Genomic DNA, 25,519 nt, shown 5'->3' with positions numbered 1-25,519 from the left:
GTTAACGACGTAGGGTACAGAGGTAAGATGTTCTATCTTTCAGACCTTTTACTTCACGTAATCGGATTTGGCTGAATATTTTAGCCGCCCCAGTCAGTAATGACTGGGGCGTTTTTTATTGCGGGAAGGAAAGTTTCGGGCGAAAAAAACGCGGTCATCGCCGCGCCTGTTGTTACTCTGCTTCCGCTTCTGTCGCCGGTTCCAGATCGTTAAACCAGCTGTCTAGCTTCTGTCGCAGTTTGTCCACACCCTGCTTTTTCAGCGAGGAGAACGGTTCAACCTGTACATCACCGTTGAATGCCAGCACCGCTTCACGCACCTTGTTCACCTGCGCCTTGCGCGCGCCGCTCGCCAGCTTATCCGCTTTTGTCAGCAGCACCAGCACCGCAATATCGCTTGCCACCGCCCAGTCAATCATCTGCTGGTCGAGATCTTTTAGCGGGTGTCGAATATCCATCAGCACCACCAGACCTTTCAGACACATGCGTTTTTCCAGGTATTCACCCAGCGCACGCTGCCATTTGATCTTCATCTCTTCCGGTACCTGCGCGTAACCGTAGCCCGGTAAATCGACCAGGCGTTTGCCTTCAGCCACTTCAAACAGGTTAATCAGCTGAGTACGGCCAGGTGTTTTTGAGGTACGCGCCAGGTTTTTCTGATTGGTCAGCGTATTCAGGGCGCTGGATTTTCCCGCATTGGAGCGGCCAGCAAATGCCACTTCAATCCCTGTGTCTGAGGGCAGGTGGCGAATATCGGGCGCACTGGTGACAAAATGCGTCTGTTGGTAGTTCCAGGTAGTCACGTGGTCGTCTCCAAAAATCGTAATCTGCGGGGGATTATACCTGAATGCGGGCAAAAGGCTTTTCCCTTCGTCATTGACGTGTAAGTGAAAGCCCTACGGAATGTAAGAGATCTGCCCTTAAACGTATGAGAAATTTGAGAGAAATCGCAGGCACTAAAAAACTCAAAAGATTAAAATTCAAAGAGTTATTAATGAGTAATTATCTGAAAATCCGGTTTAGTACCTTTTCGTTGCTTGTTAGTTTAAGAGAACAAGGTAAAGTGTGCGTCAAGGCGAGGATGCCAGCAGGAAAACGACTTAAGGATAAGGGTCAGGAGCGCCAGGAGGCGAAGACTCAGGATTGTCAGGACGACCGGCGCCTGGAGGCGTTTTTAACAGGAAACGGAACCGTATCACGGACGGTAGTAGCCAAGGGATAAACAGGGTTTGTTGAAGGCAAACAGGGAATGTCTGACCCGTTAAGGGTTGTGAGTCAGGAAAAAAGGCGACAGATTGCTCTGTCGCCTTTTTTCTTTGCTTGCTTTCTGCTAGATTTCGCCGCAATTCTATACTGAAGAAAACGACTTAAAGATAAAACATCATGAAAAAACCGACCTCCGCTGCGGGCGCGAAACGCCCTGCAAAAGCACGCCGCAAAACGCGCGAAGAACTGAATCAGGAAGCGCGCGATCGCAAACGCGATAAAAAGCATCGTGGCCATACTGCGGGTAGCCGTGCTAACGGTGGCGGTGCCGCAGGCGCTTCTGCAAAAGGCAAACAGCAGAAAGATCCTCGTATCGGCAGTAAAACTCCCATTCCACTGGGCGTGACAGACACGCCGGTCACTAAGCAGCACAAACCAAAGAGCGAGAAACCTATGCTTTCACCGCAGGCTGAGCTGGATATGCTGGAGAACGATGAGCGCCTGGATGCGCTGCTGGAACGTCTTGAAGAGGGTGAAACCCTGACCGCTGAAGAGCAGTCCTGGGTAGATGCCAAACTGGATCGCATTGATGAACTGATGCAGAAGCTGGGTCTGTCCTACGATGATGAAGAAGACGAAGAGGAAGACGAAAAGCAGGAAGATATGATGCGTCTGCTGAAAGGTGGAAACTAACATTTGCACCCGGCAGGTACACTCGTCCTGCTTATAACCCTTCCGGTTATATGTTATCTGGTGTGGTTATTCGTTAAACTACGGCGGTTGTCGCGGCGACAGAAGTGGCTGCGCACCCGAATGATGGCCCGCAACGGGACCAGAACGGGCCGCCGTATACGAACGCGACACCAACGGAAGGAGTGAGCATGTCTGTACCATCTATCGACTGGGATTTGGCCCTGATCCAGAAATATAACTATTCCGGGCCGCGTTATACCTCATACCCCACCGCGCTGGAGTTTTCTGACGCTTTCGGCGAGGCGGATTTTCAGCAAGCTGTGGCGCGCTATCCCGAGCGCCCGCTGTCGCTCTACGTCCATATTCCGTTCTGCCACAAGCTCTGCTACTTCTGCGGCTGCAATAAGATCGTTACCCGCCAGCAGCACAAAGCCGATCAATACCTCGATGCGCTTGAACAGGAAATTCTGCACCGCGCACCGCTGTTTAAAGGCCGTCACGTCAGCCAGCTTCACTGGGGCGGCGGTACGCCAACTTATCTGAACAAAGCGCAGATCAGCCGCCTGATGGCGCTTCTGCGCGGCAGTTTCAGTTTTAACGACGACGCTGAAATTTCGATCGAGGTCGATCCGCGTGAAATCGAGCTGGATGTGCTGGATCATTTACGCGCCGAAGGCTTCAACCGCCTGAGTATGGGCGTACAGGACTTCAACAAAGAAGTGCAGCGCCTGGTCAACCGGGAGCAGGACGAAGCGTTTATCTTTGCCTTACTCAACCATGCGCGTGAGATCGGCTTTACCTCAACGAATATAGACCTGATTTACGGCCTGCCGAAGCAGACGCCGGAGAGCTTCGCCTACACGCTTAAACGCGTGGCTGAGCTCAACCCGGACCGTCTGAGCGTCTTTAACTATGCGCACCTGCCGACGCTGTTCGCCGCGCAGCGCAAAATCAAAGATGCGGATCTGCCTTCCGCCCAGCAGAAGCTGGACATTTTGCAGGAGACCATCGCCTCGCTGACCGAAACCGGCTATCAGTTTATCGGGATGGATCACTTTGCCCGCCCTGACGACGAACTGGCGATTGCCCAGCGCGAAGGTGTTCTCCACCGTAACTTCCAGGGATACACCACCCAGGGAGATACCGATCTGCTCGGAATGGGTGTCTCCGCTATCAGCATGATTGGCGACTGCTACGCCCAGAACCAAAAAGAGCTGAAGCTGTATTACCAGCAAGTTGATGAAACGGGCAACGCGCTGTGGCGCGGCATTGCGTTAACGCGCGACGACTGCATCCGTCGTGATGTGATTAAGGCGCTTATCTGCAACTTCCGTCTCGAATTCCGCGAGGTGGAGTCGCAATGGGATCTGCAATTCAGCGATTACTTTGCCGAAGACCTGAAGCTTCTTGCGCCGCTGGCGAAGGACGGGCTGGTGGATGTGTCGGAGAGCGCGGTGGTCGTCACGCCGAAGGGGCGTCTGTTGATTCGTAATATCTGCATGTGCTTCGATGCCTATCTGCGCCAGAAAGCGCGTTTACAGCAGTTCTCGCGCGTGATTTAAGTTGCAATGCCGGGAGGCGCTTCGCTTACCCGGCCTACAACTCGCACTTATGTAGGCCGGGTAAGGCGAAGCCGCCACCCGGCTTTTCATCGTCAGCTCGTTAGCTAAACAGCCCAACCAGTGCCGCACACAATACCGCCGCAACGGCAGTTTGTGGCGTGTGGCTTTCTGCTGCACCGCTCGAAAGTAAGGTCACTAATGATTCCAGCATGATGCTCCCCCCAGTTTCCGGGCACGATCATACAAAACTCATCGGAACAGTAAAGCGCAAAATAACGGCACTTTGCGCTCAATTAGTAACCTTTACACAGCGGAGTAAGATCACTCCATTCCCAGCTCTTTCAGCTTGCGCGTCAGGGTGTTTCGACCCCATCCCAACAGGCGAGCCGCTTCCTGTTTGTGGCCCTGGGTATGACGAAGCGCGGTGGTCAACAGCGTGCGCTCCATTTCAGGCTGTGCTTCAGAAAGCAAGTTTTGATGACCGGAACGCAGCGCGCGATCTGCCCACTGCGCCAGCAGCGTTGCCCAGCTGTCCGGCAGCGTATGTCCTGCGGTGCTCTCGGGCACGGTGGCTTCAAACAGTTCTGCCGGTAAATCCTGAATCAGCACTTCCTGGCCGGCGGCCATCACCGTCAGCCAGCGACAGGTGTTTTCCAGCTGACGCACGTTGCCCGGCCACGCCAGACGGGTGAGGGCGGCATCCGTTTCCGGATGAAGCTGCTTGGCTTCCACGCCCAGCTCGCGGGCCGCCACCTGCAGGAAATGGCGCGCCAGACGCGGGATATCTTCCCGACGCTCGCGCAGCGGCGGCAGGTGGACGCGGATCACGTTCAGACGATGGAATAAATCCTCACGGAATTTCCCCTCCTGTACGCGCAGCTCCAGGTTCTGGTGCGTCGCGGCGATAATGCGTACGTCCACCTTCACCGGCGCATACCCGCCCACGCGGTAAAACTGTCCATCTGCCAGCACGCGCAACAGTCGGGTCTGTACATCCAGCGGCATATCGCCGATTTCATCCAGGAAAAGCGTGCCGCCGTCAGCCTGTTCAAAGCGTCCCTGACGAATGGTATTGGCTCCGGTAAATGCCCCTTTTTCGTGGCCGAACAGCTCAGATTCAATTAAATCCTTAGGGATCGCTGCCATGTTCAGGGCGATAAAGGGGGCTTTCGCCCGCGGGCTGTGGCGATGCAGGGCGTGTGCGACCAACTCTTTACCGGTCCCTGATTCACCGTTAATCAAGACGCTGATAGACGAACGCGACAGACGCCCGATGATGCGAAACACGTCCTGCATGGCTGGCGCTTCACCGATGATGTCCGTCGTTGGTCCAAAGTCGGGGGCATTGCGGGGCTGCTGTTGCTCCTGATAGTGGCTGATAGCGCGCTCAACCAGCGCAACGGCTTCGTCGATATCAAACGGTTTTGGCAGGTAATCAAACGCGCCCTGCTGGTACGCGCTGACGGCAGCATCCAGGTCGGAGTGGGCGGTCATTATGATGACCGGAAGCATAGGGTGGCGCTGTTTGATCTGCTTTAAGAGCGCCAGTCCGTCCATTCCCGGCATGCGAATATCCGAGAGCAGAACGTCCGGCGTTTTGGTGGTGAGTGCGTCGAGCACCTCGCTGCCACTCTCAAACGTCGTGCAGCTTAATCCCGCTCCTGTGAGCGCGCGTTCAAGCACCCAACGGATGGAGCTATCGTCATCGACTACCCAGACTATCCCTCGTTGCATAAACGTCACCTTTATTTTTTAATCGGCAGGAAAACCGAAAACTCGGTATGTCCCGGCCAACTGGTAAATTCAATTTTGCCGGAGTGTTGGTCAATCAAATTTCGGGCTATGGATAACCCCAGCCCGGTGCCGCCTTCGCGACCGCTGACCATCGGGTAGAACAGGGTGTCCTGGAGATGCGGCGGGATCCCCGGTCCGTTATCTTCCACATCAATACGTGCTGCCAGACGATAACGTACGCCGTGCAGCGTCAGCTGGAACGCGGTGCGGGTACGCAGAATAATTTCGCCACCCTCAGGGCCCAGCGCCTGCAACGCGTTACGCACAATGTTCAACAGCACCTGTTCAATCTGGTCCGGATCGTGCGCCAGCTCCGGCAGGCTTGGGTCATAGTCACGCACCAGCGTGACGTTATCCGGCAGCTCCATCGAGACGAGTTTCACCACCCGCTCCGCGACCTTGTGAATGCTTTCTGAAACGTGCATCCCTGGCTGCTGCGGCCCGAGCAGGCGATCGACCAGATTACGCAGACGGTCCGCCTGCTCAATAATGACGTTGGTATACTCCGCCAGGGCAGGGTCAGGCAGCGCTTTGGTCAGAAGCTGTGCCGCGCCGCGTAAGCCGCCCAGCGGGTTTTTGATCTCATGGGCCAGCCCGCGCACCAGGTCGCGCGCCGCAATCTGCTGCGCATGCTGAAGCTGCTCCTGGCTGAGACGACGCTGGTTATCCATCGGCGCCATTTCCAGCAGAATCATGCCATCTGGCAGACGCTGTGCGGTGAGGGACAAAATATGCGAGCGTCCGTCAATCACCAGCGTCACTTCGTTATCGGTGAAGCCCTGACCCGCCTGTAAACTCTCCTGCATCAGGCCAATATTCAGCGAGAAATAGCTCAGCAGTTCTGGCAGCGGCGTGCCAAATAGTTTACGGGCGCTTTGGGCGAGCAGCTGCTGCGCCGCCGGGTTGGCGTAATGCACCGCCAGCTCGTCGTCGACCAGCAAAATACTGTTAATTAAAGAATTGAGGATCTGCCCAGCATCGGGCAGCGTGCCAGTTGCCATTCAGCAGTCTCCTGGAGTCGTTGCACTATTTTAGTGCAGTATAGCGTTTTAGAGGTAAAAAGCGCGTGAGATCAGGTTGTTGGTGGAGAAAAAAGCCCATCCGAAGATGGGCTAAAGTTTCCACGGCAACGACTCCCGACGCGTATGCGCCGGGTAAAACAAATCAATTAAACGCTGTAGTACAGTTCGAACTCAACCGGGTGCGGCGTCATGCGAACGCGGTCGTTTTCTTCGGTACGCAGCGCGATGTAAGCGTCGATAGCTTCATCGGTGAACACGCCGCCAGCGGTCAGGAACTCGCGGTCTGCGTCCAGCGCCTGGAGGGCTTCTTCCAGAGAGCCGGCAACCTGTGGGATCTCTTTCGCTTCTTCTGGCGGCAGGTCGTACAGGTTTTTGTCCATGGCTTCGCCCGGGTGGATCTTGTTCTTGATACCGTCCAGACCGGCCATCAGCAGTGCTGCGAAGCACAGGTATGGGTTAGCCGCCGGGTCCGGGAAGCGCACTTCGATACGACGCGCTTTCGGAGACGCAACCACCGGGATACGGATAGAAGCAGAACGGTTACGGGCAGAGTACGCCAGCATTACTGGTGCTTCGTAGCCAGGGACCAGACGCTTGTAGGAGTTAGTGGTTGGGTTCGCCAGGGCGTTGATCGCTTTAGCGTGTTTGATAACACCACCGATGTAGTGCAGCGCCTGCTCGGACAGACCCGCGTACTTGTCGCCAGAGAACAGGTTAGTGCCGTTCTTGGACAGGGACATGTGGCAGTGCATGCCGGAACCGTTGTCGCCAAACATGGGTTTTGGCATGAAGGTCGCGGTTTTACCGAAACGGTGCGCAACGTTGTGTACAACGTATTTGTAGATCTGAATCTCATCCGCTTTTTTGGTCATGGTGTTGAAGCGGGTAGCGATCTCGTTCTGGCCAGCCGTTGCCACTTCGTGGTGGTGCGCTTCAACAACCAGGCCCATCTCTTCCATGATCAGACACATGGTAGAACGGATGTCCTGTGAAGAATCGACCGGAGGAACCGGGAAGTAACCGCCTTTCACGCCCGGACGGTGACCTTTGTTACCACCTTCGTACTTGGTGGAAGAGTTCCATGCGCCTTCGATGTCATCGATAGCGACGTGGGAGCCAGAAATGGAAGCACCAAAACGGATGTCGTCGAACAGGAAGAACTCTGGCTCTGGACCGAACAGAACGGTGTCTGCAATACCGGTAGAACGCAGGTACTCTTCAGCGCGTTTTGCGATGGAGCGTGGGTCACGGTCATAGCCTTGCAGCGTGCCAGGTTCCAGGATATCGCAGCGGATGATCAGCGTAGGTTCTTCGTAGAACGGGTCAATGAGCGCAGTGGTTGCATCTGGCATCAGAACCATGTCGGATTCGTTAATGCCTTTCCAGCCGCCAATGGAGGAGCCGTCAAACATTTTGCCTTCTTCAAAGAATTCGGCGTTCACCTGATGAGCAGGGATCGTGACGTGCTGTTCTTTACCTTTGGTATCGGTGAAGCGCAGATCAACAAACTTCACTTCATGTTCGTTCAGCATCGTCAAAACGTGTTCAGCGGACATACTTAACTCTCCAGATTGGTCATTGTCGTCGTGGTAACGAGGTCTTCAAATCGGCTGGGCTGCCATATTTTTACTGTATTTCTGTAAAGCGAAATCTGTGCCAACTTTTAAAACACCCCAAAAAGGCGTTATCATGCGCACCATAGTGCAGAAGGGCTGCACCACATTGGATTCGTTGCACCATTATAGTGCTTCAGTGTGAACATTGAGCACCATATTGGTGCAATTTACGTTAAAGTGCCCTTTTACCGCTCCGTGAAAGCGATCACAAAGCATCTCTGCAATACTTGTTTGCGGGGGATGTTTGTGATCCTGTTTTGTAGTGCGATTAATCCGTGTACAATAACGCGCTATTTCTAAATGCCTGAGGCAAAGTTGTGATCGAAAAATTGCGTAATATCGCCATCATCGCGCACGTCGACCATGGTAAAACTACCCTGGTTGACAAGCTGCTACAGCAGTCCGGTACGTTTGATGCTCGTGCCGAAACTCAAGAGCGTGTGATGGACTCCAACGATTTGGAGAAAGAGCGTGGGATTACCATCCTCGCCAAAAACACCGCTATCAAATGGAATGACTACCGTATCAACATCGTTGATACCCCAGGGCACGCCGACTTCGGTGGTGAAGTTGAGCGCGTGATGTCCATGGTGGATTCCGTGCTGCTGGTGGTTGACGCATTTGATGGCCCTATGCCGCAAACGCGCTTCGTGACCAAAAAAGCATTTGCCCACGGCCTGAAACCTATCGTTGTGATCAACAAGGTTGACCGTCCTGGCGCGCGTCCTGACTGGGTTGTTGACCAGGTCTTCGACCTGTTCGTTAACCTCGACGCGACTGACGAACAGCTGGACTTCCCTATCGTTTATGCGTCTGCGCTGAACGGTATCGCCGGTCTGGATCACGAAGACATGGCGGAAGACATGACTCCGCTGTACCAGACGATTGTTGACCGCGTTCCTGCGCCAAACGTTGACCTGGAAGGCACCCTGCAAATGCAGATCTCCCAGCTCGACTACAACAACTATGTTGGCGTAATCGGCATTGGTCGTATCAAGCGCGGTAAAGTGAAACCTAACCAGCAGGTCACTATCATCGATAGCGAAGGCAAAACCCGTAACGGTAAAGTCGGTAAAGTTCTGACTCACCTGGGTCTTGAGCGTATCGAGAGCGACATCGCTGAAGCGGGCGACATCATCGCTATTACCGGTCTGGGTGAACTGAACATCTCCGACACCATCTGCGATCCGCAGAACGTCGAAGCGCTGCCAGCCCTGTCCGTTGATGAACCAACCGTATCCATGTTCTTCAACGTCAACACCTCTCCGTTCTGTGGTAAAGAAGGTAAGTTCGTTACCTCTCGTCAGATCCTTGACCGCCTGAACAAAGAGCTGGTGCACAACGTTGCGCTGCGCGTTGAAGAAACCGAAGACGCTGATGCATTCCGCGTTTCCGGTCGTGGTGAGCTGCACCTGTCTGTTCTGATTGAGAACATGCGTCGTGAAGGTTTCGAGATGGCGGTATCCCGTCCGAAAGTTATCTTCCGCGAAATCGATGGCCGTAAACAAGAGCCATTCGAAAACGTAACGCTGGACGTTGAAGAGCAGCATCAGGGTTCTGTCATGCAGGCACTGGGTGAGCGTAAAGGCGACCTGAAAAACATGAATCCAGATGGCAAAGGCCGCGTACGTCTCGACTACGTGATCCCAAGCCGTGGCCTGATCGGCTTCCGTTCTGAGTTCATGACCATGACCTCCGGTACCGGCCTGCTGTACTCCACCTTCAGCCACTATGACGACATCCGTCCGGGCGAAGTGGGCCAGCGTAACAACGGCGTACTGATCTCCAACGGTCAGGGTAAAGCGGTTGCGTTTGCGCTGTTCGGTCTGCAGGATCGCGGTAAGCTGTTCCTGGGTCACGGTGCTGAAGTTTACGAAGGCCAGATCATCGGTATTCACAGCCGTTCTAACGACCTGACGGTAAACTGCCTGACCGGTAAGAAACTGACCAACATGCGTGCGTCCGGTACTGACGAAGCGACGGTTCTGGTTCCACCGATCAAGATGACGCTGGAGCAGGCTCTGGAATTCATCGATGATGACGAACTGGTAGAAGTGACGCCTCAGTCAATTCGTATCCGTAAACGTCACCTGACCGAGAACGATCGTAAACGTGCTATGCGCGGTGCGAAAGAAGAGTAATTCGGTTATGCCGTAGGCCGGGTAAAGCGTAAGCGCCACCTGGCAACGAAAAGCCGCTGAGCGATCAGCGGCTTTTTTATTAGAAGGAATAACGTAACCCTAACCGAATCCGGTACTGCTCGCGGTTGTAATCATTCCATCGGTCCAGCCACTGTAGCTCAAGATACGGCAGCCAGTTTCTGTCGATTTTATAGCTGAACTTGTTGGTAATTTCCCAGTGATGATCTTTGCCATTTTTGCTGTGGTAATCATTCACCCGCTGGAAAAAGTGCGGCTCAAAGGTGTAGAAAAACGCATCCGTCACTTTGAAATTCCAGTAGTTGGCGAATTCGTGCGTGTCGTTTTTATCCATCTGCCCGTTATAGTCCGGCGTATCGTAATTGTTATGGTTATAGCGATAGCGGAACGTCAGATTGAACCAGTCCGTAAATTTATAGTTAGTATCTAAATAGAGTGCTCCACCCGATCCTGCGCTGCTGTCATTGATCAAGCCGCCGGGCTGGAAGGTGAGTTTGTCGGTCGGTTTGAAGAGCGGATACCAACCCTCGATTTCGTTATAGCTGTGCTTCAGTTCGTCCCATTTCCCCACGTTATAAGCGTTGGTGAACATCAGCCCCGCGCCCATATCGAAGTTATAGCCCGCACGCAGGATCACCTCGTGCAGCTCAGAGGCCGTATTGTACGCTTCGCGCGTTTCGACATAGGCCCCGGCAAAAACCGGGCAGGACACAGACGACACGATCAGTACGGTGATGATTCTATTCATAATTTGTCCATGTATCAGGTACAGAAAGGCCTCCCTCCTGATTAACAGGAAGGACATATTGGCCGGATTTATAGTTATAAAGTGACTGCTGACGCTTTATTGTTGGTGGTTATCTCAGGGGTATTTGCTGTCTGTTTTTTCCGTTTTCCAATCTCCTCGATAATAAAGGCGAAGCGCGCTTCGTTGAGTTTATAAAACAGCCCCATGGTCACGGCAGCAACGATCGCCAGGCCGCACGGCCAGAGGAAAATCAGCTGACGCAAACCCAGCAGCGTGCCCGCGCTCTGCACGGCATGGGGAACGTAGCCAATCTGGGTCAGCATGATACCGGGCAGAAAACCGGCGAGCGCCGCGGAGATTTTGCGCGAGAAGGTATAGCCGGTATACACCGACCCTTCGGCGCGAATCCCGGTTTTCCACTCGCCGTAATCAACCGTATCCGGCACCAGCGCCCAGTTCAGGCTGTTCACAAACGCCGTGCCGAAGAAGGCCATGCAGGAAAAGAGCACAAACAGCAGGGAGCTGGTCCCCCAGAAGAAATTCAGCACGTCGCCCACCGCCCACAGCGCCAGCCCGCCCAGATAGACCGGTTTCTTGCCAAAGCGCTTTACCGCACCGGGCACCAGAAACACGCCAATCAGAATGCAGCCCATGCTGAAAAAGCCCATCCACGACAGGAGATGCAGATCGTTCAGCACATACTGGGTGTAATAGACCTGAATCGCCAGCTTGATGTTAAACGCGGCGAGGGTACAGAGGTTGGCGATGCACAGCACCAGCAGCGGCGGATTGCGGAAAATTGCGCAGAATGATTTCAGAATGCCGGGCTTATGGTGATCGGGCGTAAGCTCGACGTAGCGCTCTTTCACCCCGCTGTAGCACCACCACATGCAGAACAGCCCCCCGGTGACGAACACCAGCGCGGCCACCAGATAGCCGAGTGAGGGCTGGCTGACGAACAGCGCCTGAATCGGCATAAAGCCGACGGTGCAGAGCAACAGTCCTACCGTTGCGCCGCCCTGACGCCACGCCGCAAGCTGCGCGCGCTCGTTCGGGTTTTTGGTGATGGCCGGAACCATTGCACCGTAGGCGCAGTTCATCAGGCTGTAGCAGAGGCCAAACATCATGAAGAGCACGGTGGCGAGGGCCGTTTTCACCGTCAGGCTAAAGTCGTTGGCCATAAACTGCGCCGTGGCCACCAGCGCCACCGGGACGGAGGCGTAGAGAATGAATGGCCGGAATTTCCCCCGCGCGCCGATATTACGCCGGGAGTCCAGCAGCACCCCGGTCAGCATGTCGGTAAACGCGGTAAAGAACTTGGCGACCAGAAAAATGATGCCGCCGTAGAATGCGGGCATGCCCAGCTCGTCCGTGTAAAACTTCAGCAGATACAGCGTGCCAATACACAGCATCAGGTTCGAGCCAAAATCGCCCATCCCGTAGGCGCACTTCTCTCGCAGGCTCAATTTCAGGGTTAACGGATCAGTATTGTGTGTCATGGTCGATCCTCAAAGCGCCCCGCAGGGCGCTCAATCACGTCATTTATGCCGTACGTTTGCGCAGCTCAATTTCTTCCACGATGCGCACATACATCTTCTCGTTGAGGTTGTAGAAGCAGCCCATCGCCACGATGGTGATGACCGCCAGCAGGCTCGGGTAGATAAATATCAGCTGCCGCAGCCCTTCAACCGTGCCGGCGGATTGCACCACGTTGGGCACATAGCCAATCTGCGTAAGCATGATCCCCGGGAAGAAGCCCGCCAGCGCCTGCGATACCTTGCGGAAGAAGGTAAAGCCGGTATAGACCGTCCCCTCGGAGCGTACGCCGGTGCGCCACTCGCCGTACTCCACGGTATCGGAGACCAGCGCCCAGTTCAGGCTGTTCACGAACGCGGAACCGAAAAACGCCAGGCAGGAGAACGCCACAAAGCTCACCGAGCCGCCGCCGAAGAAGTAGTTAAGCAGATCGCCTGCCACCCAAATTGCCAGCCCGCTGATATAGACCTTTTTCTTACCAAAGCGCCGCACCGCGCCAGGCATCATAAAGACGCCGATAAAAATACAGCCCATGCTGAAGAAGCCCATGTACGACAGCAGGATCGGGTCGTTCAGCACGTACTGCGTGTAGTAGACCTGAATGGCGAGTTTGACGTTAAAGGCACCCAGCGTGCACAGGTTAGCGATGCACAGGATAAACAGCGGACGGTTCCCGGCGATGGCGCGAAACGACTGCAACAGCCCCGGTTTCTGCGCCGGGTTAGCAGGCTGCGTCTCGACGTAACGCTCGGTTACGCCCTTATAGCACCACCACATAAAGAACAACCCGAACAGCGAGAAGAGGGTGGCGGCAAAGATGTAGCCAAGCTGGTCATTGCCCTCAATGAGGTTCATCACCGGTACAAAGCCCACCGTACAGAGCAGCAGGCCGAGCGTGGCGCCGCCCTGACGCCAGGCCGCCAGCGAGGCTCGCTCGTCCGGGTTTTTGGTAATGGCGGGCACCATCGCGCCGTAAGAGCAGTTCATCATGCTGAAGAACAGGCCGTACAGCATGAACAGCACCGTTGCCATCACCGTTTTGCCGGTCATCTCAAACGGTGTGCCGACGAAGTTGGCAATCGCCAGCAGCGTCACAGGGAAGGCTGCATACAGCACGAACGGGCGGAATTTCCCTTTCGGGCCAATCTTGCGCCGGGAGTCGAGCATGATCCCGGTGCCCATATCGGTGAAGGCGGTAAAAAACTTCGCAATCAGGAAGATAATCCCCCCGTAGGTACCGGGCAGTCCCAGCACGTCGGTGTAGAACTTCAGCAGATACAGCGTGCCGATATCCAGCAGGATGTTAGAGCCGAGATCGCCCATCCCGTAGGCGAGTTTTTCTTTAAACGGCAGGCGCAGGGTTGCCGGGTCAGAAGTATGTTGACTCATTATTGTTCTCCGTCTGCCCGCAGGTTTCCCCGCGGGCGAGCCTTATCAGATATGACGTAAGGTGCTAAACAGATCTGCCCATTCGCTTTGCTGGCGATAGAAGACCGGCGGTTTGCCGAGCGGGGCATCAACGGTCACGTCACCGCCCTGGCAGGTTTCCCCCGTCCACGCATTGACCCAGCTGTCCTGCGGCAGATAGAGCGACCAGTCGCGGCGTCCCTCTTCATGAACCGGGGCCACCAGCAGATCGCGGCCAAACAGGTACTGGTATTTCAGCGTGTAGGCGCGCGCGTCGTCTTCGTAGTGCAGGAACAGCGGACGCATCACCGGCAGACCGCTTTTCGCGTTCTGCGCAACCGCAGCTTTGATGTACGGCTTCAGAGTGGTGAACACGGTGGTCATGCGCGCGAAGTGGGCTATCGTTTCCGCGTCGCCGTCGAACTGCCAGTTGTCGCCAGGGCGATTGCCCTCGTGGGTACGCATCATCGGCGTAAAGGCGCTGAAATCGCACCAGCGCAGCAGCAGCTCTTTGCTGCGCTTCATCTCGAACAGCGTCGTATAGCCGCCAATGTCGCTGTGGTGCAACCCGTGCCCGGTCATCGCCAGAGACAGCGCCGCCGGTACGACGGACGCCAGACCGTCGTCCAGGCTCCAGTCGACGTTCTGATCCCCCGCCCACATCATCACCGAGTGCTTCTGGCTGCCGGTGTAGCCCGCGCGCATGAAGAACAGGATCTCCCCGAGCTTGCCGGTCTCCTCCAGTGCTTCGTAGTTACATTTCGCCCACAGGGCAGGCCAGGCGTTATGCATGATCTCCGCGCTAACGCCGTTGTGCAGGAAGGTATCGGTCGGCAGATATTCCCCGAAATCGGCCATCCAGCCGCCGCAGCCCAGTTCGATCAGGTTCTTTTTGATGACCTCTTTGTACCAGCCGTAGGCTGCCGGGTTGGTCAGGTCGATAACGCCCGCGTAGAATTCGCCGAACTCAACGTGGTAATCCTCGCCATCGACATCTTTGGTCAGATAGCCGCGTTTCGCCGCCTCTTCGCAGAGATCTTTATCGCTGGCGACGTACGGGTTGATATAGGAGAGGAACTGCACGCCTTCCTGTTTCCACTGCGCAATCCGCTCATCAAGCTGCGGATAGAGCGCGCTGTTCCACTTCCAGTTCCACATCACGCGTTTGCCGAAGGAGGTCATCCGGATGCCGGACCAGTCCTGCGCCCAGATGCCGTTCACTTTCACGCCGCCCTCGCGCATGGCGTCGAGCTTCTGCTGACACACCTCGGTGCCACCCTGAATACCCAGCGTCACGCCGTCGTAAACCCAGTCCGGCAGTTCAGGCTGACGCCCCAGCAGGCCGGTCAGTTTTTCCAGCAGATCGACGTAGGTTTCTGCGCATTCGAAGCGCAGCGTGGCGTTATCTTCCCAGAACGCCAGCTCGTGGAAGTCCGGCGCGCTGAAGTCGAAGTTCATATAACAGCTGTTATCCACGTGGCAGTAGTACTTCTGGGTGCTCACGAAGGTAGGCTGCGGGAAGAAGGTCCAGTAGTAATCGCCGCCCGCGTTCTCTTTGCAGTCGGCCTGCCAGGTGACATAGGTCTGCTTATTGCGGCCCACGCCCTGCTCGCTGGTCCACAGCGGAAACGGCTTGCCGCGCAGATCGAAATACGAGAACTGCTCGCCGCAGCCGTAAATATGATCGTCAGGCTGAGCTGCCAGCCGCAGCCAGATGCGGTTATGGCTGGCGGCGTCATTTTTCAGCTTCAGCTCCAGACGGCCTTCAGCATCTACGCCCACCAGCAGTGTCGCGCTCACCGCGTCGCCGCGGGTAAAGCGGATTGCCCAGCCCGCGCTTTGCTGCGTAACGGTCGCGTTCGTCAGGGCAATCTTTTCGTTGAGCTTGTCTTTGATGCTGAAGTTGCCGCGAAACATCTCGATATCCGCTTCGCCTGCACCGATCCACAGGCAGGGGGCATCCGCAGAGTGGGATAAAATCAGACGGTCCTGCCAGCGCAGGGTAAAACCACTTTCGTTATTTTTCAGGTCAATATTGTGTAGGGTACGCATAAAAACTCCGTCTTTATTATTTGGCCAGGCTATCCAGTAATCCGGCGGCTACGGCAGGCGCTAAGCCCGGCGCCAGCGGCAGGCGGGGGATCACCAGGCAGTGCAGCAGATGGTAAATATCCTGCTTGCCGTCCCAGACTTTGGTGGTCACTTCGTTATTGGTGTCCAGCTCCTGCCACCATGAACCGTTTTCGTAATCCATCAGGTACTTGATGCAGTAATCCCACCACTTCTGATACCAGGCTTCGTACTGCGCCTCACCGGTGACGGTGTAGAGCGCGTAAGCCGTACCCATCGCTTCGACGATTGGCCAGCGCACGCGTTCGCGGACGATTGGCTTGCCGTCCCAGCCTACGGAGTAGACAAATCCATCGGCCCCGTCGGGTGCCCAGGCGTCGCGGATAGTGGCGTGGAACAGGCCTTTCGCATCTTCCAGCAGCCATTCCGGCGGGGTTTCACAGCGCGCTTCCAGGGCGGCGCGCAGGTGCAGCATCAGGCGACCCCACTCAATCCAGTGCCCCGGCGTGCCGCCGTAGGCGCGAAAGCGGTGGGCGGGGTTATCGATGTTGTAGTCGCGGATCGGGTTCCAGTTGGTGTCGAAATGCTCGTTAACGCGGTACTCCCCTTTGCGCGCCACGTCGTGAATAATCACCGAGGCGATGCGCAGGGCGCGGTCGAGCCATTTGCGGTCGTGGGTCACGTCATAAACGATCAGGAAGGCTTCCACGGCGTGCATGTTGGCGTTACCGCCGCGGTAATCTTCCGTTTTGCTGAAGGCTTCGTCCCAGGACTCCAGGCACATCTGCTCCTGTTCGCTCCAGAAGTAGCGCTCAATCACCTCGATGGCGTCGTCCAGCAACTTGCGTGCCTGCGGATGGCCAGTGGTGACGGCGCTCGCCGCGCCCAGCAGGACGAAGAAATGCTGATAGCCCTGCTTGGAGGCATCAATTACGCCTTCATCGTTTACGCAGGCGTACCAGCCGCCGTGCTGTTTGTCGCGCAGCGGACCGTTCAGGGCATTAATGCCGTGCTCAACCAGCGCATACGCACCGGGACGGCCCATGTTCGCCGCCACCGCGTACACGTGCAGCATGCGGGCTGTGATCCACAGATGGGTGCCCATATCGCTACGCACCTGCCCGTTATTGCCCAGCCACCCAAAGCCGGTCGGTACGGCGGCGTTTTTACCGAAATCGAGAATGCGGTCGGTCTCTTGTTCGAGCCAGCGGTTATGGCTCAGGGTATTAAACCATTTCATGTTCGGATCCTTTCTTAACGGCGAGCCATCATTTCGTCGACGATCTCACCCAGACGCTGAAGTTTTGGTACGGAAATATCACGCAGCATCAGCTCGGTGTCCGGCAGGCCAATCACAGAGGACCAGACGGCGCGACCGGCTAAAAAGCCCGATGCCCCCGCCTGCATCGCCACGCTCACCGCGCGCGGGAATAACTTATCGTCCACGCCGGAGGAGAGGATCACCCACGGCATGGCGATGTTCTCGTTCAGCTTCTGCGAGGCCGCCAGCAGCTCCTGCTGCGTGCCCTTACCAAACAGCGGCATTTCCACTTTGTAGAGGTCGGCACCGCTGTCGCCCAGCTCTTTGGCCGCATCGATAATCGCCTGCTCGCGGTCAAACGCGGCGCCGCGGCGCGGTGGACGCACAACCGGCTCGATAATGCTCAACAGACCGTTATCGTGGCACAGCGTATTGAACGCTTTCACCATCTCCAGGCGCTGCTGCGGATCTTCATCGCTGCGCCACAGCACCAGCAGCTTCAGCGCCTTGCCGCCGTCGCGTTTGACCGCCTGCGCGTCAATGCTCTTGTCGATCACCACGCTGTCGACCGGAATACCGTTCCCCGGAATAAACTCGTCGGCTGCCACAATCATCGCGCAGCTTTTGGCCACGGCCCGCTGCTCGACAATCTGGCGATAGCAGAACTGCTGGTCGACGAGGATCGCAGAGGCGTACGGCGACAGAATTTTTGCCGCGTTGACCTTAAAATCGGTCAGGTGCTGGTCGGTTACCGGTACCGGCGCGCCTGCCGCCGCAAACATCAGGCGCATCGCTTCGCGCTGATCCACGGCCAGCATCGCAAAACCGCCGGAAGGTCGGGTGATATCTTTCAGGGTGTACATCGTCATTCCTCAGTCCTTTCGTATCAGTGTGATTTTTTCAGCCCGGCAGATGCGCGAACCTGTTCAAGAATGGCTGTCCAGTCTTCGCGCCCGCGCCCGGCGGCGCGTGCCTGGTTGTAAACTTCGCGGGAAGCCGCGCCCAGCGGCATTGGGACATGCAGCTGGTTGGCCACGTCGAGGGCGATCCCCAGATCCTTATGCGCAAGGTCGATCATGAAGGCGGGTGAAAGATCCCCTTTCAGCACCTTGTTCGGCCATGACGTGGTGAAGTGGCCTTTGCCCGCAGGTGTGCCGCTCATCACCTTGAGCGCCACGTCAAAGGAGAGGCCAAGCGCTTCGCACAGTACGGCGGCCTCGGCGGAAAGGGCGTTCAGGGCGATGCTCATGTAGTTATTGATGAGCTTCACGCGGATGCCCATTCCCGGCCCGCCGGCGTTAATCAGTTCATTACCCATCGCCATTAAGACGGGGGTGGCGCGCTCAACCTGCTCTGCCGTGCCGCCTGCCAGCAGGAGTAGCGTACCGGCGATGGCATGATCAGAGGTGCGCCCGACGGGCACGTCCATCAGGCTGAAGCCTTGCTCTGCCATGTCGCGGATCAGCGCGTCGGTTTGCAGCGGGTGAATGGTGGACATATCAATGACCAGCGCGTCGCGGGATAATCCTTCGCACACGCCGTGCTCGCCGAACAGCACGCTGCGCACCAGGTCGCCGTTTGGCAGCATAGTGATCACGAATTCGGCATCCGTTGCTGCCTGTGCGGGCGTTGCCGCCGCCCGGGCGCCGCTCTCTACCAGCGCCTGAACCGCCTGCGGGTTCACATCAAAAACGTTAAGCTGGTGGCCCTGTTTCAACAGATTCTTCGCCATGGGCGCGCCCATCTGTCCTAAGCCGATAAATGCGATTGCTGACATGCCTCTCTCCTGTCACATCGTGTCAATTTTTGCGCGTTTGTGGTGTCTGTTTTTGATCGTATTTGTAATTTATAGTCAAAAAATTGACACGGGTCACTTTTTAAACATTTGGTGAAATTAAAATGAAGGCATCAGAAATCGCAGAAGGAATCACCATGACTCGCATCGTTTGTGTCGGCATTACCGTGCTGGATCGCATCTGGTATCTCGAGGATTTACCAAAAGAAGGTGGGAAATATGTCGCAAAAGACTACACGGAAGTGGGCGGCGGCCCGGCGGCAACGGCTGCAGTGGCAGCCGCGAAACTGGGCGCGGAAGTGGATTTTATTGGTCGGGTGGGGGACGACGATACCGGCAGACGGTTGCTTGCGGAGCTGGAATCCCTGGGGGTGAACACCCGCTATACGCGCGTAGTTAAGGGGGCCCGATCGTCGCAATCGGCGGTGCTGGTGGATGCAGGTGGGGAAAGAGTGATTGCCAACTACCCCAGCCCCGATCTGCCCGCCGAGGCAGGCTGGCTGCATGAAATCGACTTCTCTCAGTGGGACATTGTCTTAGCCGACGTGCGCTGGCATGACGGGGCAAAACAGGCATTTACCCTGGCCCGTCAGCAGGGCGTTCCGACGTTGCTGGATGCGGATGTTACCCCGCAGGATATCGCGGAGCTGATCGCCTTAAGCGATCACGCGGCCTTCTCTGCGCCGGGACTGCGGCGTTTAACGCAGTTGGATGAAACAGAAGACGCATTAAAAAAAGCACAAATGCTCACAAATGGACATGTGTATGTCACGCAGGGGCGAGACGGCTGTTTCTGGCTGGAAAACGGCGCGCTATGTCATCAGCCTGGTTTTGAAGTGAACGTCATTGATACCACCGGCGCGGGCGACGTGTTCCACGGTGCGCTGGCGGTCAGCCTGGGGCAGAAATTGCCCGCCGCAGACGCCGTGCGTTTTGCCAGCGCCGTCGCAGCACTGAAATGCACAAAGCCCGGCGGGCGCGCGGGTATACCCGACTGTGATCAAACCCGCTCTTTTTTGTCACTTTTTGTATAAAATGCGGGGCGTGATGGTTTTCAGAGGACAGCCCATGAGCCTTACCGAACTGACCGGCAACCCGCGTCACGATCAGCTGCTGACGCTGATTGCCGATCGCGGCTATATGAACATTGATGAACTGGCGCAGCTGCTGGATGTGTCGACGCAAACCGTGCGCCGGGATATCCGTAAGCTTAGCGAGCAGGGGCTGATCACCCGTCATCACGGCGGTGCGGGCAGGGCATCCAGCGTGGTCAATACGGCGTTCGAACAGCGTGAAGTTTCGCTTACCGAAGAGAAACGGGCGATTGCCGAAGCGATTGCGGACTATATCCCGGATGGCTCGACCATCTTTATCACTATCGGGACGACCGTGGAGCACGTTGCCCGGGCACTGCTTAATCATAATCATCTGCGCATCATCACCAACAGCCTGCGGGTGGCGCACATTCTTTATAAGAACCCGCGTTTTGAGGTGATGGTACCTGGCGGTACGCTGCGCCCGCATAACGGCGGCATTATCGGGCCTGCGGCAACGGCGTTTGTGTCTGGCTTCCGGGCGGACTACCTCGTGACCAGCGTGGGGGCGATAGAGCACGACGGCGCGATGATGGAATTTGACGTTAACGAAGCCAGCGTGGTGAAAACCATGATTGCCCACTCCCGTCACATTTTACTGGCGGCCGATCATACGAAATACCACGCCTCCGCGGCGGTTGAAATTGGCAACGTGGCGCAGGTGACGGCGCTGTTCACCGATGAGCTGCCCGGCCCGGCGCTGCAAAGTCACCTAAAATCCAGCAAGGTTGAGGTTGTCGAAGTGAATTCCGGAGAAGAGCAGCAGGCTGGCTGATCGTCTTATGGCCCGATATTGCGATTCGGGCCTTTCCTTTCTCTAAGCTGAATCTGGCGCATAGCTAAACTTTCTCTTTCCCGCTACAGTTACTTTTCCACGGCGAAAGGAGATAAACATGCTTTATATCTTTGACTTAGGAAATGTAATCGTCGATATCGATTTTAACCGGGTGCTGGGCGCATGGAGCGATTTTAGCCGTGTTCCGCTGGCGACGTTAAAGCAGAATTTCGCGATGGGTGAGACTTTCCATTTGCACGAGCGCGGTGAGATCAGCGACGAAGCGTTCGCAGAGCGTTTCTGTCAGGAAATGGGTCTCTCGTTAAGTTACGAGCAATTTTCCCACGGCTGGCAGGCCATATTTGTCGCGATCCGCCCCGAAGTGATCGACATCATGCACAAGCTGCGCGAGCAGGGGCATCGCGTTGTCGTGCTGTCTAATACCAACCGCCTGCATACCACCTTCTGGCCGGATGAATACCCGGAAATTCACGCGGCGGCAGATAAAGTGTATCTCTCCCAGGAGATGGGGATGCGTAAACCTGAGGCGCGCATCTATCAGGCGGTATTGCAGGAAGAAGGATTCACGGCAGCGGATGCGGTCTTTTTTGACGACAACGCCGATAATATAGAAGGGGCTAATCAGTTAGGTATCACCTCCATTCTGGTGACCGGAAAAGAGACGATACCGAACTACTTTGCGAAGCAGTTATGCTAAAAACCGTTCATCAAAAAGCCAATCACCACACGCGCCCGCTGAGGGCGTGGCTGAAACTCCTCTGGCATCGCATTGATGAGGACAACATGACCACGCTGGCGGGCAATCTCGCTTACGTGTCCTTGCTCTCGCTGGTTCCGCTGGTGGCGGTAATTTTTGCGCTTTTTTCGGCGTTTCCGATGTTTGCCGATGTGAGCATGCAGCTTCGCCATTTTGTTTTCGCAAACTTTATTCCTGCCACCGGCGATGTGATCCAGAACTACATTGAACAGTTTGTCGCTAACTCCAGCAAGATGACGGCGGTGGGGGCGTGTGGGCTTATTGTTACCGCGCTGCTGCTGATGTACTCCATCGACAGTGCGCTCAACACTATCTGGCGGAGCAAAAAAGTCCGCCCAAAGGTCTATTCCTTTGCCGTCTACTGGATGATTTTAACCCTCGGCCCCTTGCTGGCGGGGGCGAGCCTGGCGATCAGCTCCTACCTTCTTTCGCTGCGCTGGGCGAGCGATTTAAACAGCGTGATCGATAACGTGCTGCGCATCTTCCCGCTGATTTTATCGTGGCTTTCGTTCTGGCTGCTTTATAGCGTGGTGCCAACTACGCGCGTACCCAACCGGGATGCCGTGGTGGGTGCGCTGGTCGCGGCGTTGCTCTTTGAGTTGGGCAAGAAAGGATTCGCGCTTTATATCACCATGTTCCCCTCTTATCAGCTGATTTACGGCGTACTGGCGGTGATCCCCATTTTGTTTGTCTGGGTCTACTGGACGTGGTGCATCGTCTTGCTTGGCGCCGAAATAACTGTCACTCTCGGGGTCTACCGCGAACTTAAAAAAGCAGCAGAAGCTGAAAAACAACAAGAAGCAGACCAACCATGATTGCATTGATTCAGCGCGTAACCCGTGCCAGCGTCACCGTGGCGGATGAGGTGACGGGTGAAATCGGCCCAGGACTTTTGGTGCTCCTGGGTGTCGAAAAGGATGACGACGAACAAAAAGCCAACCGCTTGTGTGAGCGCGTGCTGGGCTACCGCATTTTCAGCGATGCGGAAGGCAAGATGAACCTGAACGTTCAGCAGGCGGGCGGCAGCGTGCTGGTGGTGTCCCAGTTTACGCTGGCTGCGGATACCGAACGCGGCATGCGGCCGAGTTTTTCGAAGGGCGCGGCACCGGATCGCGCAGAAGCCCTTTACGAGTACTTTGTTGAGCGCTGTCGCCAACAGGACATGAATACACAAACCGGACGATTCGCTGCGGATATGCAGGTTTCGCTGGTGAACGATGGCCCCGTCACATTCTGGCTCCAGGTATGAGCCAACTGGCGGCCTGGCCGCGGGTAACAAGAGAGAGTACAGCTATGTATCACCTTCGAGTACCGCAAACGGAAGAAGAGTTAGAGGTATATTACCATTTCCGCTGGGAAATGCTGCGCAAGCCACTGCATCAACCTAAAGGGTCTGAACGCGACGCCTGGGACGCGATGGCGCACCACCAGATGGTGGTTGATGAAGAGGGCAATCTGGTTGCCGTGGGGCGTTTGTATATCAATGCCGACAACGAAGCTTCAATCCGCTTTATGGCCGTTCACCCCTCCGTGCAGGACAAAGGCCTTGGAACGCTGATGGCCATGACGCTGGAATCCGTCGCCCGTCAGGAAGGGGTCAAGCGCGTCACCTGTAGCGCCCGTGAAGATGCCGTTGAGTTCTTTGCCAAGCTTGGTTTCGTGAATCAGGGGGAAATCACCGCCCCGCAAACTACGCCGATTCGTCACTTTTTGATGATCAAACCCATCGCCACCCTGGACGATATTCTCCATCGTGCCGACTGGTGCGGGCAGCTCCAGCAGGCGTGGTATCAGCACATTCCGCTCAGTGAAAAAATGGGCGTGCGTATTCAGCAATATACCGGGCAAAAATTTATTACCACCATGCCGGAAACCGGCAACCAGAACCCACACCATACCCTGTTTGCCGGTAGCCTGTTTTCACTCGCCACGCTCACCGGCTGGGGACTGATCTGGCTGATGCTGCGCGAACGTCATCTCGGCGGCACCATTATTCTGGCCGATGCCCATATCCGCTACAGCGCGCCGATCAGCGGCAAGCCGAGCGCGGTAGCTGACCTGGGTGCACTGGGCGGCGATCTCGACCGTCTGGCGCGTGGGCGTAAAGCACGCGTACAAATGCAGGTTGAGCTGTTCGGCGATGAAACGCCAGGCGCGGTGTTTGAAGGCACCTATATCGTTCTGCCTGCGAAGCCGTATGGCGCGTATGAAGAGGGTGGGAACGAGGAGGAGTAGTCTCCTTCTCACTCTCGCCCGGCATGGTTAATGCGCCAGGCAATATCTCGCATAATGTCTCGCGCTGACTGGCTAATTCCACCCAACTGGAAGAAGCCGTGAATTACACCCCGCCATTGTTGAGCGGTACACTTCACGCCTTGCGCCGTGAGGCGCTGATAAAGCGCCTCGCCTTCGTCGCGTAACGGATCATACTCAGCGGTAACAATATGGACCTTCGGCAGACCGCTAAAGTCGTTGCGCCACAGTGGACTGACTTCAGGATGCTAACGGTCGGCTCCAGCCAGATACATTTCATAGCCGCTCAAAAGGGTATCGCGAGTAATCACGTAATCCATGCCATTGAGGGTATAGCTTTCAAGACTGGCCGTAGCGTCGAGCATGGGATAGATAAGAATGAGCTGCGCGGGATCCCAGAGCCCTTTGGCCTTAAGCCGCAATGACGTTACCAGCGCAAGATGCCCTCCCGCACTGTCTCCACAAAGTGTAATCCGGTTTTTATCCACACCTAATTGTTCTGCATTTTGCCAGACAAGATCTGCCGCTCTCTCTGCATCGTCATGCGCAGCGGGGAAGGTATGCTCGGGTGCGAGTCTGTACTGAACCGCAATGACCCGACAGTTACCGTAAAACGCCAGTTGGCGAAGCTGATTATCATGGGTTTCAAACCCACCGCTGACAAAACAACCGCCATGATAGTAGAGGGCACAAGGTAACGTTTCAGGGGCATTGACAGGCGAAAATAGCCGAAAGGTCATCTCCTCAAGAACAAGCGTTTCAACCTGGACACGAGTTTCTGTCTCCCCGGCCAGAGCTGTGCTGGCAACATACCCGGCTCTCCGTTCATCTATATTCTGCTTTCGCGAGGAAGGCCGCCCTGCTGCAATAAAATCTTGTACAAGCTTATCAATTCCCTTTTCCAGCGCCATGGTTACGTCCTCATGCTGTATTTATATACAGCTTTATAGCCTGGTTTACGAAAGATGAAAACAGAGGAATTTGAAGATATAAATGTCCTGGAAAGCGGCTCGCAAAATCAGTGACTGCCTTAACAATGTTCTTTAACCATGTCTTAATTATGGATATATTGCCTGAAAATTAACCGTAGATGATATACTAAGGTGATATATGAGTCTTTTGGCGGACCTTACTATGGGCAGAATACTGATCGATTTGTCTGATGACGTGATTCAACGACTGGATAACCTGAAGCAGTTGCGCAACCGGCCGCGCGCCGAACTGCTGCGGGAAGCCATAGAACTGTATCTCGACCAGCAGAATTCATCGGTTATCCGCGAAGCGCTTGGCCTGTGGGGAAATCAGCAGGAAGATGGGCTTGAGTACGAACGCAAGCTGCGTGAGGAGTGGTAATGATGGAGCACATGGCTGTGTTTGACACCAATATCCTCATCGATCTTTTTAATAACCACGTTGAGGCTGCGGATGCGATCGATCGCACAGCTTCGCATCGTGCCATTAGCCTCATCACATGGATGGAAGTAATGGTGGGCGCTCGCAGGCACGGTCAAGAAGCAAAAACGGCAGCCGTGATGGAGGCCTTTGAAATTATTGATATAACAAGGGAAATTGCTGAAAGAAGCGTATTACTTCGCGAACAGCACGGGATGAAGCTTCCTGACGCCATTATTCTGGCTACTGCTCAGAGCAGAAGCTGTCCGTTAATTTCGCGCAATACGAAAGACTTTTCGGGTATTGCTGGGGTCGTTTCACCTTACCACCTGTAGGCCGGGCAAGCGTGCGCCGCCCGG

24 protein-coding genes and 1 pseudogene are annotated in these 25,519 nt (G+C 55.7%); 12 read left to right on the top strand and 13 right to left on the bottom strand.

What is annotated here, in order from left to right; all coding sequences use genetic code 11:
• Positions 1–172: 172 nt before the first annotated feature.
• Positions 173–802, bottom strand: coding sequence for a ribosome biogenesis GTP-binding protein YihA/YsxC (gene yihA / locus ACOT1A_RS19165; RefSeq protein WP_003861913.1), 630 nt, complete (start codon positions 800–802; stop codon positions 173–175).
• A gap of 191 nt (positions 803–993) precedes the next feature.
• On the opposite strand from yihA, the gene ACOT1A_RS19160 reads away from it, so the two are divergent.
• The 3 genes from ACOT1A_RS19160 to hemN all read left to right on the top strand — a co-directional run bounded on the left by ACOT1A_RS19160 (position 994) and on the right by hemN (position 3,460).
• Positions 994–1,221 carry a hypothetical protein gene (locus ACOT1A_RS19160; RefSeq protein ID WP_022649855.1) on the top strand — a complete coding sequence of 76 codons (228 nt, stop codon included), beginning with the start codon at positions 994–996 and terminating at the stop codon, positions 1,219–1,221.
• Positions 1,222–1,382: 161 nt separating this feature from the next.
• The gene (yihI, locus tag ACOT1A_RS19155) at positions 1,383–1,898 is read left to right on the top strand and encodes a Der GTPase-activating protein YihI (protein WP_022649854.1); all 516 of its coding nucleotides are present in this window, start codon (positions 1,383–1,385) and stop codon (positions 1,896–1,898) included.
• Positions 1,899–2,086: 188 nt separating this feature from the next.
• Complete coding sequence (gene hemN / locus ACOT1A_RS19150) at positions 2,087–3,460, top strand: oxygen-independent coproporphyrinogen III oxidase (protein ID WP_023298931.1); 1,374 nt, start codon at positions 2,087–2,089, stop codon at positions 3,458–3,460.
• Between the two features lie 100 nt (positions 3,461–3,560).
• Here hemN and ACOT1A_RS19145 read toward each other — a convergent pair whose 3' ends face one another.
• From ACOT1A_RS19145 to glnA, 4 genes are all read right to left on the bottom strand, one after another.
• Entirely contained in the window at positions 3,561–3,671 is a 111-nt protein-coding gene (locus tag ACOT1A_RS19145; RefSeq protein WP_017382667.1) for a YshB family small membrane protein, read from the bottom strand.
• Between the two features lie 110 nt (positions 3,672–3,781).
• Positions 3,782–5,194 carry a nitrogen regulation protein NR(I) gene (glnG, locus tag ACOT1A_RS19140; RefSeq protein WP_022649852.1) on the bottom strand — a complete coding sequence of 471 codons (1,413 nt, stop codon included), beginning with the start codon at positions 5,192–5,194 and terminating at the stop codon, positions 3,782–3,784.
• Positions 5,195–5,205: 11 nt separating this feature from the next.
• Positions 5,206–6,255 (bottom strand): nitrogen regulation protein NR(II), encoded by a 1,050-nt coding sequence (gene glnL, locus ACOT1A_RS19135; RefSeq protein ID WP_003861923.1) that lies wholly within the window; start codon positions 6,253–6,255, stop codon positions 5,206–5,208.
• Positions 6,256–6,422: 167 nt separating this feature from the next.
• On the bottom strand, positions 6,423–7,832 hold the full coding sequence (gene glnA, locus ACOT1A_RS19130) for a glutamate--ammonia ligase (protein ID WP_003861925.1): 1,410 nt from the start codon (positions 7,830–7,832) through the stop codon (positions 6,423–6,425).
• Between the two features lie 377 nt (positions 7,833–8,209).
• Here glnA and typA point away from each other — a divergent pair, with 377 nt between their 5' ends.
• Positions 8,210–10,033, top strand: coding sequence for a ribosome-dependent GTPase TypA (typA, locus tag ACOT1A_RS19125; RefSeq protein WP_022649851.1), 1,824 nt, complete (start codon positions 8,210–8,212; stop codon positions 10,031–10,033).
• A gap of 79 nt (positions 10,034–10,112) precedes the next feature.
• On the opposite strand, the gene ompL is transcribed toward typA, so the two are convergent.
• From ompL to yihU, 7 genes are all read right to left on the bottom strand, one after another.
• Positions 10,113–10,799 (bottom strand): porin OmpL, encoded by a 687-nt coding sequence (ompL, locus tag ACOT1A_RS19120; protein ID WP_032626918.1) that lies wholly within the window; start codon positions 10,797–10,799, stop codon positions 10,113–10,115.
• Positions 10,800–10,873: 74 nt separating this feature from the next.
• The gene (locus tag ACOT1A_RS19115; protein WP_022649849.1) at positions 10,874–12,298 is read right to left on the bottom strand and encodes an MFS transporter; all 1,425 of its coding nucleotides are present in this window, start codon (positions 12,296–12,298) and stop codon (positions 10,874–10,876) included.
• A 43-nt stretch (positions 12,299–12,341) separates the two neighbouring features.
• Entirely contained in the window at positions 12,342–13,724 is a 1,383-nt protein-coding gene (locus tag ACOT1A_RS19110) for an MFS transporter (RefSeq protein WP_022649848.1), read from the bottom strand.
• Between the two features lie 45 nt (positions 13,725–13,769).
• Positions 13,770–15,794 (bottom strand): alpha-glucosidase, encoded by a 2,025-nt coding sequence (locus ACOT1A_RS19105; protein WP_276170159.1) that lies wholly within the window; start codon positions 15,792–15,794, stop codon positions 13,770–13,772.
• Positions 15,795–15,810: 16 nt separating this feature from the next.
• On the bottom strand, positions 15,811–17,052 hold the full coding sequence (gene yihS, locus ACOT1A_RS19100; RefSeq protein ID WP_063148340.1) for a sulfoquinovose isomerase: 1,242 nt from the start codon (positions 17,050–17,052) through the stop codon (positions 15,811–15,813).
• Positions 17,053–17,066: 14 nt separating this feature from the next.
• Complete coding sequence (gene yihT / locus ACOT1A_RS19095; RefSeq protein ID WP_023298926.1) at positions 17,067–17,942, bottom strand: sulfofructosephosphate aldolase; 876 nt, start codon at positions 17,940–17,942, stop codon at positions 17,067–17,069.
• Positions 17,943–17,959: 17 nt separating this feature from the next.
• Complete coding sequence (yihU, locus tag ACOT1A_RS19090; protein ID WP_022649844.1) at positions 17,960–18,850, bottom strand: sulfolactaldehyde 3-reductase; 891 nt, start codon at positions 18,848–18,850, stop codon at positions 17,960–17,962.
• Positions 18,851–19,005: 155 nt separating this feature from the next.
• Between yihU and ACOT1A_RS19085 the strand changes: the two genes are divergently transcribed.
• The 6 genes from ACOT1A_RS19085 to fabY all read left to right on the top strand — a co-directional run bounded on the left by ACOT1A_RS19085 (position 19,006) and on the right by fabY (position 23,750).
• Positions 19,006–19,902, top strand: a complete 897-nt coding sequence (locus tag ACOT1A_RS19085) for a sugar kinase (protein WP_063201042.1) — start codon at positions 19,006–19,008, stop codon at positions 19,900–19,902.
• A gap of 34 nt (positions 19,903–19,936) precedes the next feature.
• Complete coding sequence (locus ACOT1A_RS19080; protein WP_022649842.1) at positions 19,937–20,737, top strand: DeoR/GlpR family DNA-binding transcription regulator; 801 nt, start codon at positions 19,937–19,939, stop codon at positions 20,735–20,737.
• Between the two features lie 118 nt (positions 20,738–20,855).
• On the top strand, positions 20,856–21,455 hold the full coding sequence (gene yihX / locus ACOT1A_RS19075) for a glucose-1-phosphatase (protein WP_003861947.1): 600 nt from the start codon (positions 20,856–20,858) through the stop codon (positions 21,453–21,455).
• Complete coding sequence (locus ACOT1A_RS19070; protein WP_023298923.1) at positions 21,449–22,330, top strand: virulence factor BrkB family protein; 882 nt, start codon at positions 21,449–21,451, stop codon at positions 22,328–22,330. The genes yihX and ACOT1A_RS19070 overlap by 7 nt, the downstream gene beginning before the upstream one ends.
• The gene (gene dtd, locus ACOT1A_RS19065) at positions 22,327–22,764 is read left to right on the top strand and encodes a D-aminoacyl-tRNA deacylase (RefSeq protein ID WP_015569909.1); all 438 of its coding nucleotides are present in this window, start codon (positions 22,327–22,329) and stop codon (positions 22,762–22,764) included. The genes ACOT1A_RS19070 and dtd overlap by 4 nt, the downstream gene beginning before the upstream one ends.
• 44 nt (positions 22,765–22,808) lie before the next feature.
• Positions 22,809–23,750 (top strand): fatty acid biosynthesis protein FabY, encoded by a 942-nt coding sequence (gene fabY, locus ACOT1A_RS19060; RefSeq protein ID WP_022649838.1) that lies wholly within the window; start codon positions 22,809–22,811, stop codon positions 23,748–23,750.
• Positions 23,751–23,758: 8 nt separating this feature from the next.
• Here fabY and ACOT1A_RS19055 read toward each other — a convergent pair.
• Positions 23,759–24,679: pseudogene (locus tag ACOT1A_RS19055) on the bottom strand (alpha/beta hydrolase).
• A 199-nt stretch (positions 24,680–24,878) separates the two neighbouring features.
• On the opposite strand from ACOT1A_RS19055, the gene ACOT1A_RS19050 reads away from it, so the two are divergent.
• Together ACOT1A_RS19050 and ACOT1A_RS19045 are read left to right on the top strand one after the other, a co-directional pair.
• Entirely contained in the window at positions 24,879–25,121 is a 243-nt protein-coding gene (locus tag ACOT1A_RS19050; RefSeq protein ID WP_023298920.1) for a ribbon-helix-helix protein, CopG family, read from the top strand.
• Between the two features lie 2 nt (positions 25,122–25,123).
• Entirely contained in the window at positions 25,124–25,495 is a 372-nt protein-coding gene (locus tag ACOT1A_RS19045) for a type II toxin-antitoxin system VapC family toxin (protein WP_080346796.1), read from the top strand.
• The last annotated feature ends 24 nt before the right edge of the window (positions 25,496–25,519 follow it).

The organism is Enterobacter cloacae complex sp. SYL003, from assembly GCF_049236925.1.
In the GTDB taxonomy this organism is placed as follows: Bacteria; Pseudomonadota; Gammaproteobacteria; order Enterobacterales; family Enterobacteriaceae; genus Enterobacter; species Enterobacter intestinihominis.
The sequence above is the reverse complement of the archived record's forward strand: the minus strand, read 5'-3'. Positions and strand labels throughout refer to the sequence as shown.

Excerpts from the sequence above, each read along its gene's own strand:
- fabY (WP_022649838.1), top strand. The coding sequence starts at position 22,809 with ATGTATCACCTTCGAGTACCGCAAACGGAAGAAGAGTTAGAGGTATAT.
- ACOT1A_RS19080 (WP_022649842.1), top strand. The coding sequence starts at position 19,937 with ATGAGCCTTACCGAACTGACCGGCAACCCGCGTCACGATCAGCTGCTG.
- ACOT1A_RS19045 (WP_080346796.1), top strand. The coding sequence starts at position 25,124 with ATGGAGCACATGGCTGTGTTTGACACCAATATCCTCATCGATCTTTTT.
- ACOT1A_RS19085 (WP_063201042.1), top strand. The coding sequence starts at position 19,006 with ATGACTCGCATCGTTTGTGTCGGCATTACCGTGCTGGATCGCATCTGG.
- yihU (WP_022649844.1), bottom strand. The coding sequence starts at position 18,850 with ATGTCAGCAATCGCATTTATCGGCTTAGGACAGATGGGCGCGCCCATG.
- ACOT1A_RS19160 (WP_022649855.1), top strand. The coding sequence starts at position 994 with ATGAGTAATTATCTGAAAATCCGGTTTAGTACCTTTTCGTTGCTTGTT.
- ACOT1A_RS19115 (WP_022649849.1), bottom strand. The coding sequence starts at position 12,298 with ATGACACACAATACTGATCCGTTAACCCTGAAATTGAGCCTGCGAGAG.
- glnL (WP_003861923.1), bottom strand. The coding sequence starts at position 6,255 with ATGGCAACTGGCACGCTGCCCGATGCTGGGCAGATCCTCAATTCTTTA.
- dtd (WP_015569909.1), top strand. The coding sequence starts at position 22,327 with ATGATTGCATTGATTCAGCGCGTAACCCGTGCCAGCGTCACCGTGGCG.
- yihX (WP_003861947.1), top strand. The coding sequence starts at position 20,856 with ATGCTTTATATCTTTGACTTAGGAAATGTAATCGTCGATATCGATTTT.
- ACOT1A_RS19105 (WP_276170159.1), bottom strand. The coding sequence starts at position 15,794 with ATGCGTACCCTACACAATATTGACCTGAAAAATAACGAAAGTGGTTTT.
- ACOT1A_RS19110 (WP_022649848.1), bottom strand. The coding sequence starts at position 13,724 with ATGAGTCAACATACTTCTGACCCGGCAACCCTGCGCCTGCCGTTTAAA.
- hemN (WP_023298931.1), top strand. The coding sequence starts at position 2,087 with ATGTCTGTACCATCTATCGACTGGGATTTGGCCCTGATCCAGAAATAT.
- yihS (WP_063148340.1), bottom strand. The coding sequence starts at position 17,052 with ATGAAATGGTTTAATACCCTGAGCCATAACCGCTGGCTCGAACAAGAG.
- ACOT1A_RS19050 (WP_023298920.1), top strand. The coding sequence starts at position 24,879 with ATGAGTCTTTTGGCGGACCTTACTATGGGCAGAATACTGATCGATTTG.
- yihI (WP_022649854.1), top strand. The coding sequence starts at position 1,383 with ATGAAAAAACCGACCTCCGCTGCGGGCGCGAAACGCCCTGCAAAAGCA.
- ompL (WP_032626918.1), bottom strand. The coding sequence starts at position 10,799 with ATGAATAGAATCATCACCGTACTGATCGTGTCGTCTGTGTCCTGCCCG.
- glnG (WP_022649852.1), bottom strand. The coding sequence starts at position 5,194 with ATGCAACGAGGGATAGTCTGGGTAGTCGATGACGATAGCTCCATCCGT.
- yihT (WP_023298926.1), bottom strand. The coding sequence starts at position 17,942 with ATGACGATGTACACCCTGAAAGATATCACCCGACCTTCCGGCGGTTTT.
- ACOT1A_RS19070 (WP_023298923.1), top strand. The coding sequence starts at position 21,449 with ATGCTAAAAACCGTTCATCAAAAAGCCAATCACCACACGCGCCCGCTG.
- glnA (WP_003861925.1), bottom strand. The coding sequence starts at position 7,832 with ATGTCCGCTGAACACGTTTTGACGATGCTGAACGAACATGAAGTGAAG.
- ACOT1A_RS19145 (WP_017382667.1), bottom strand. The coding sequence starts at position 3,671 with ATGCTGGAATCATTAGTGACCTTACTTTCGAGCGGTGCAGCAGAAAGC.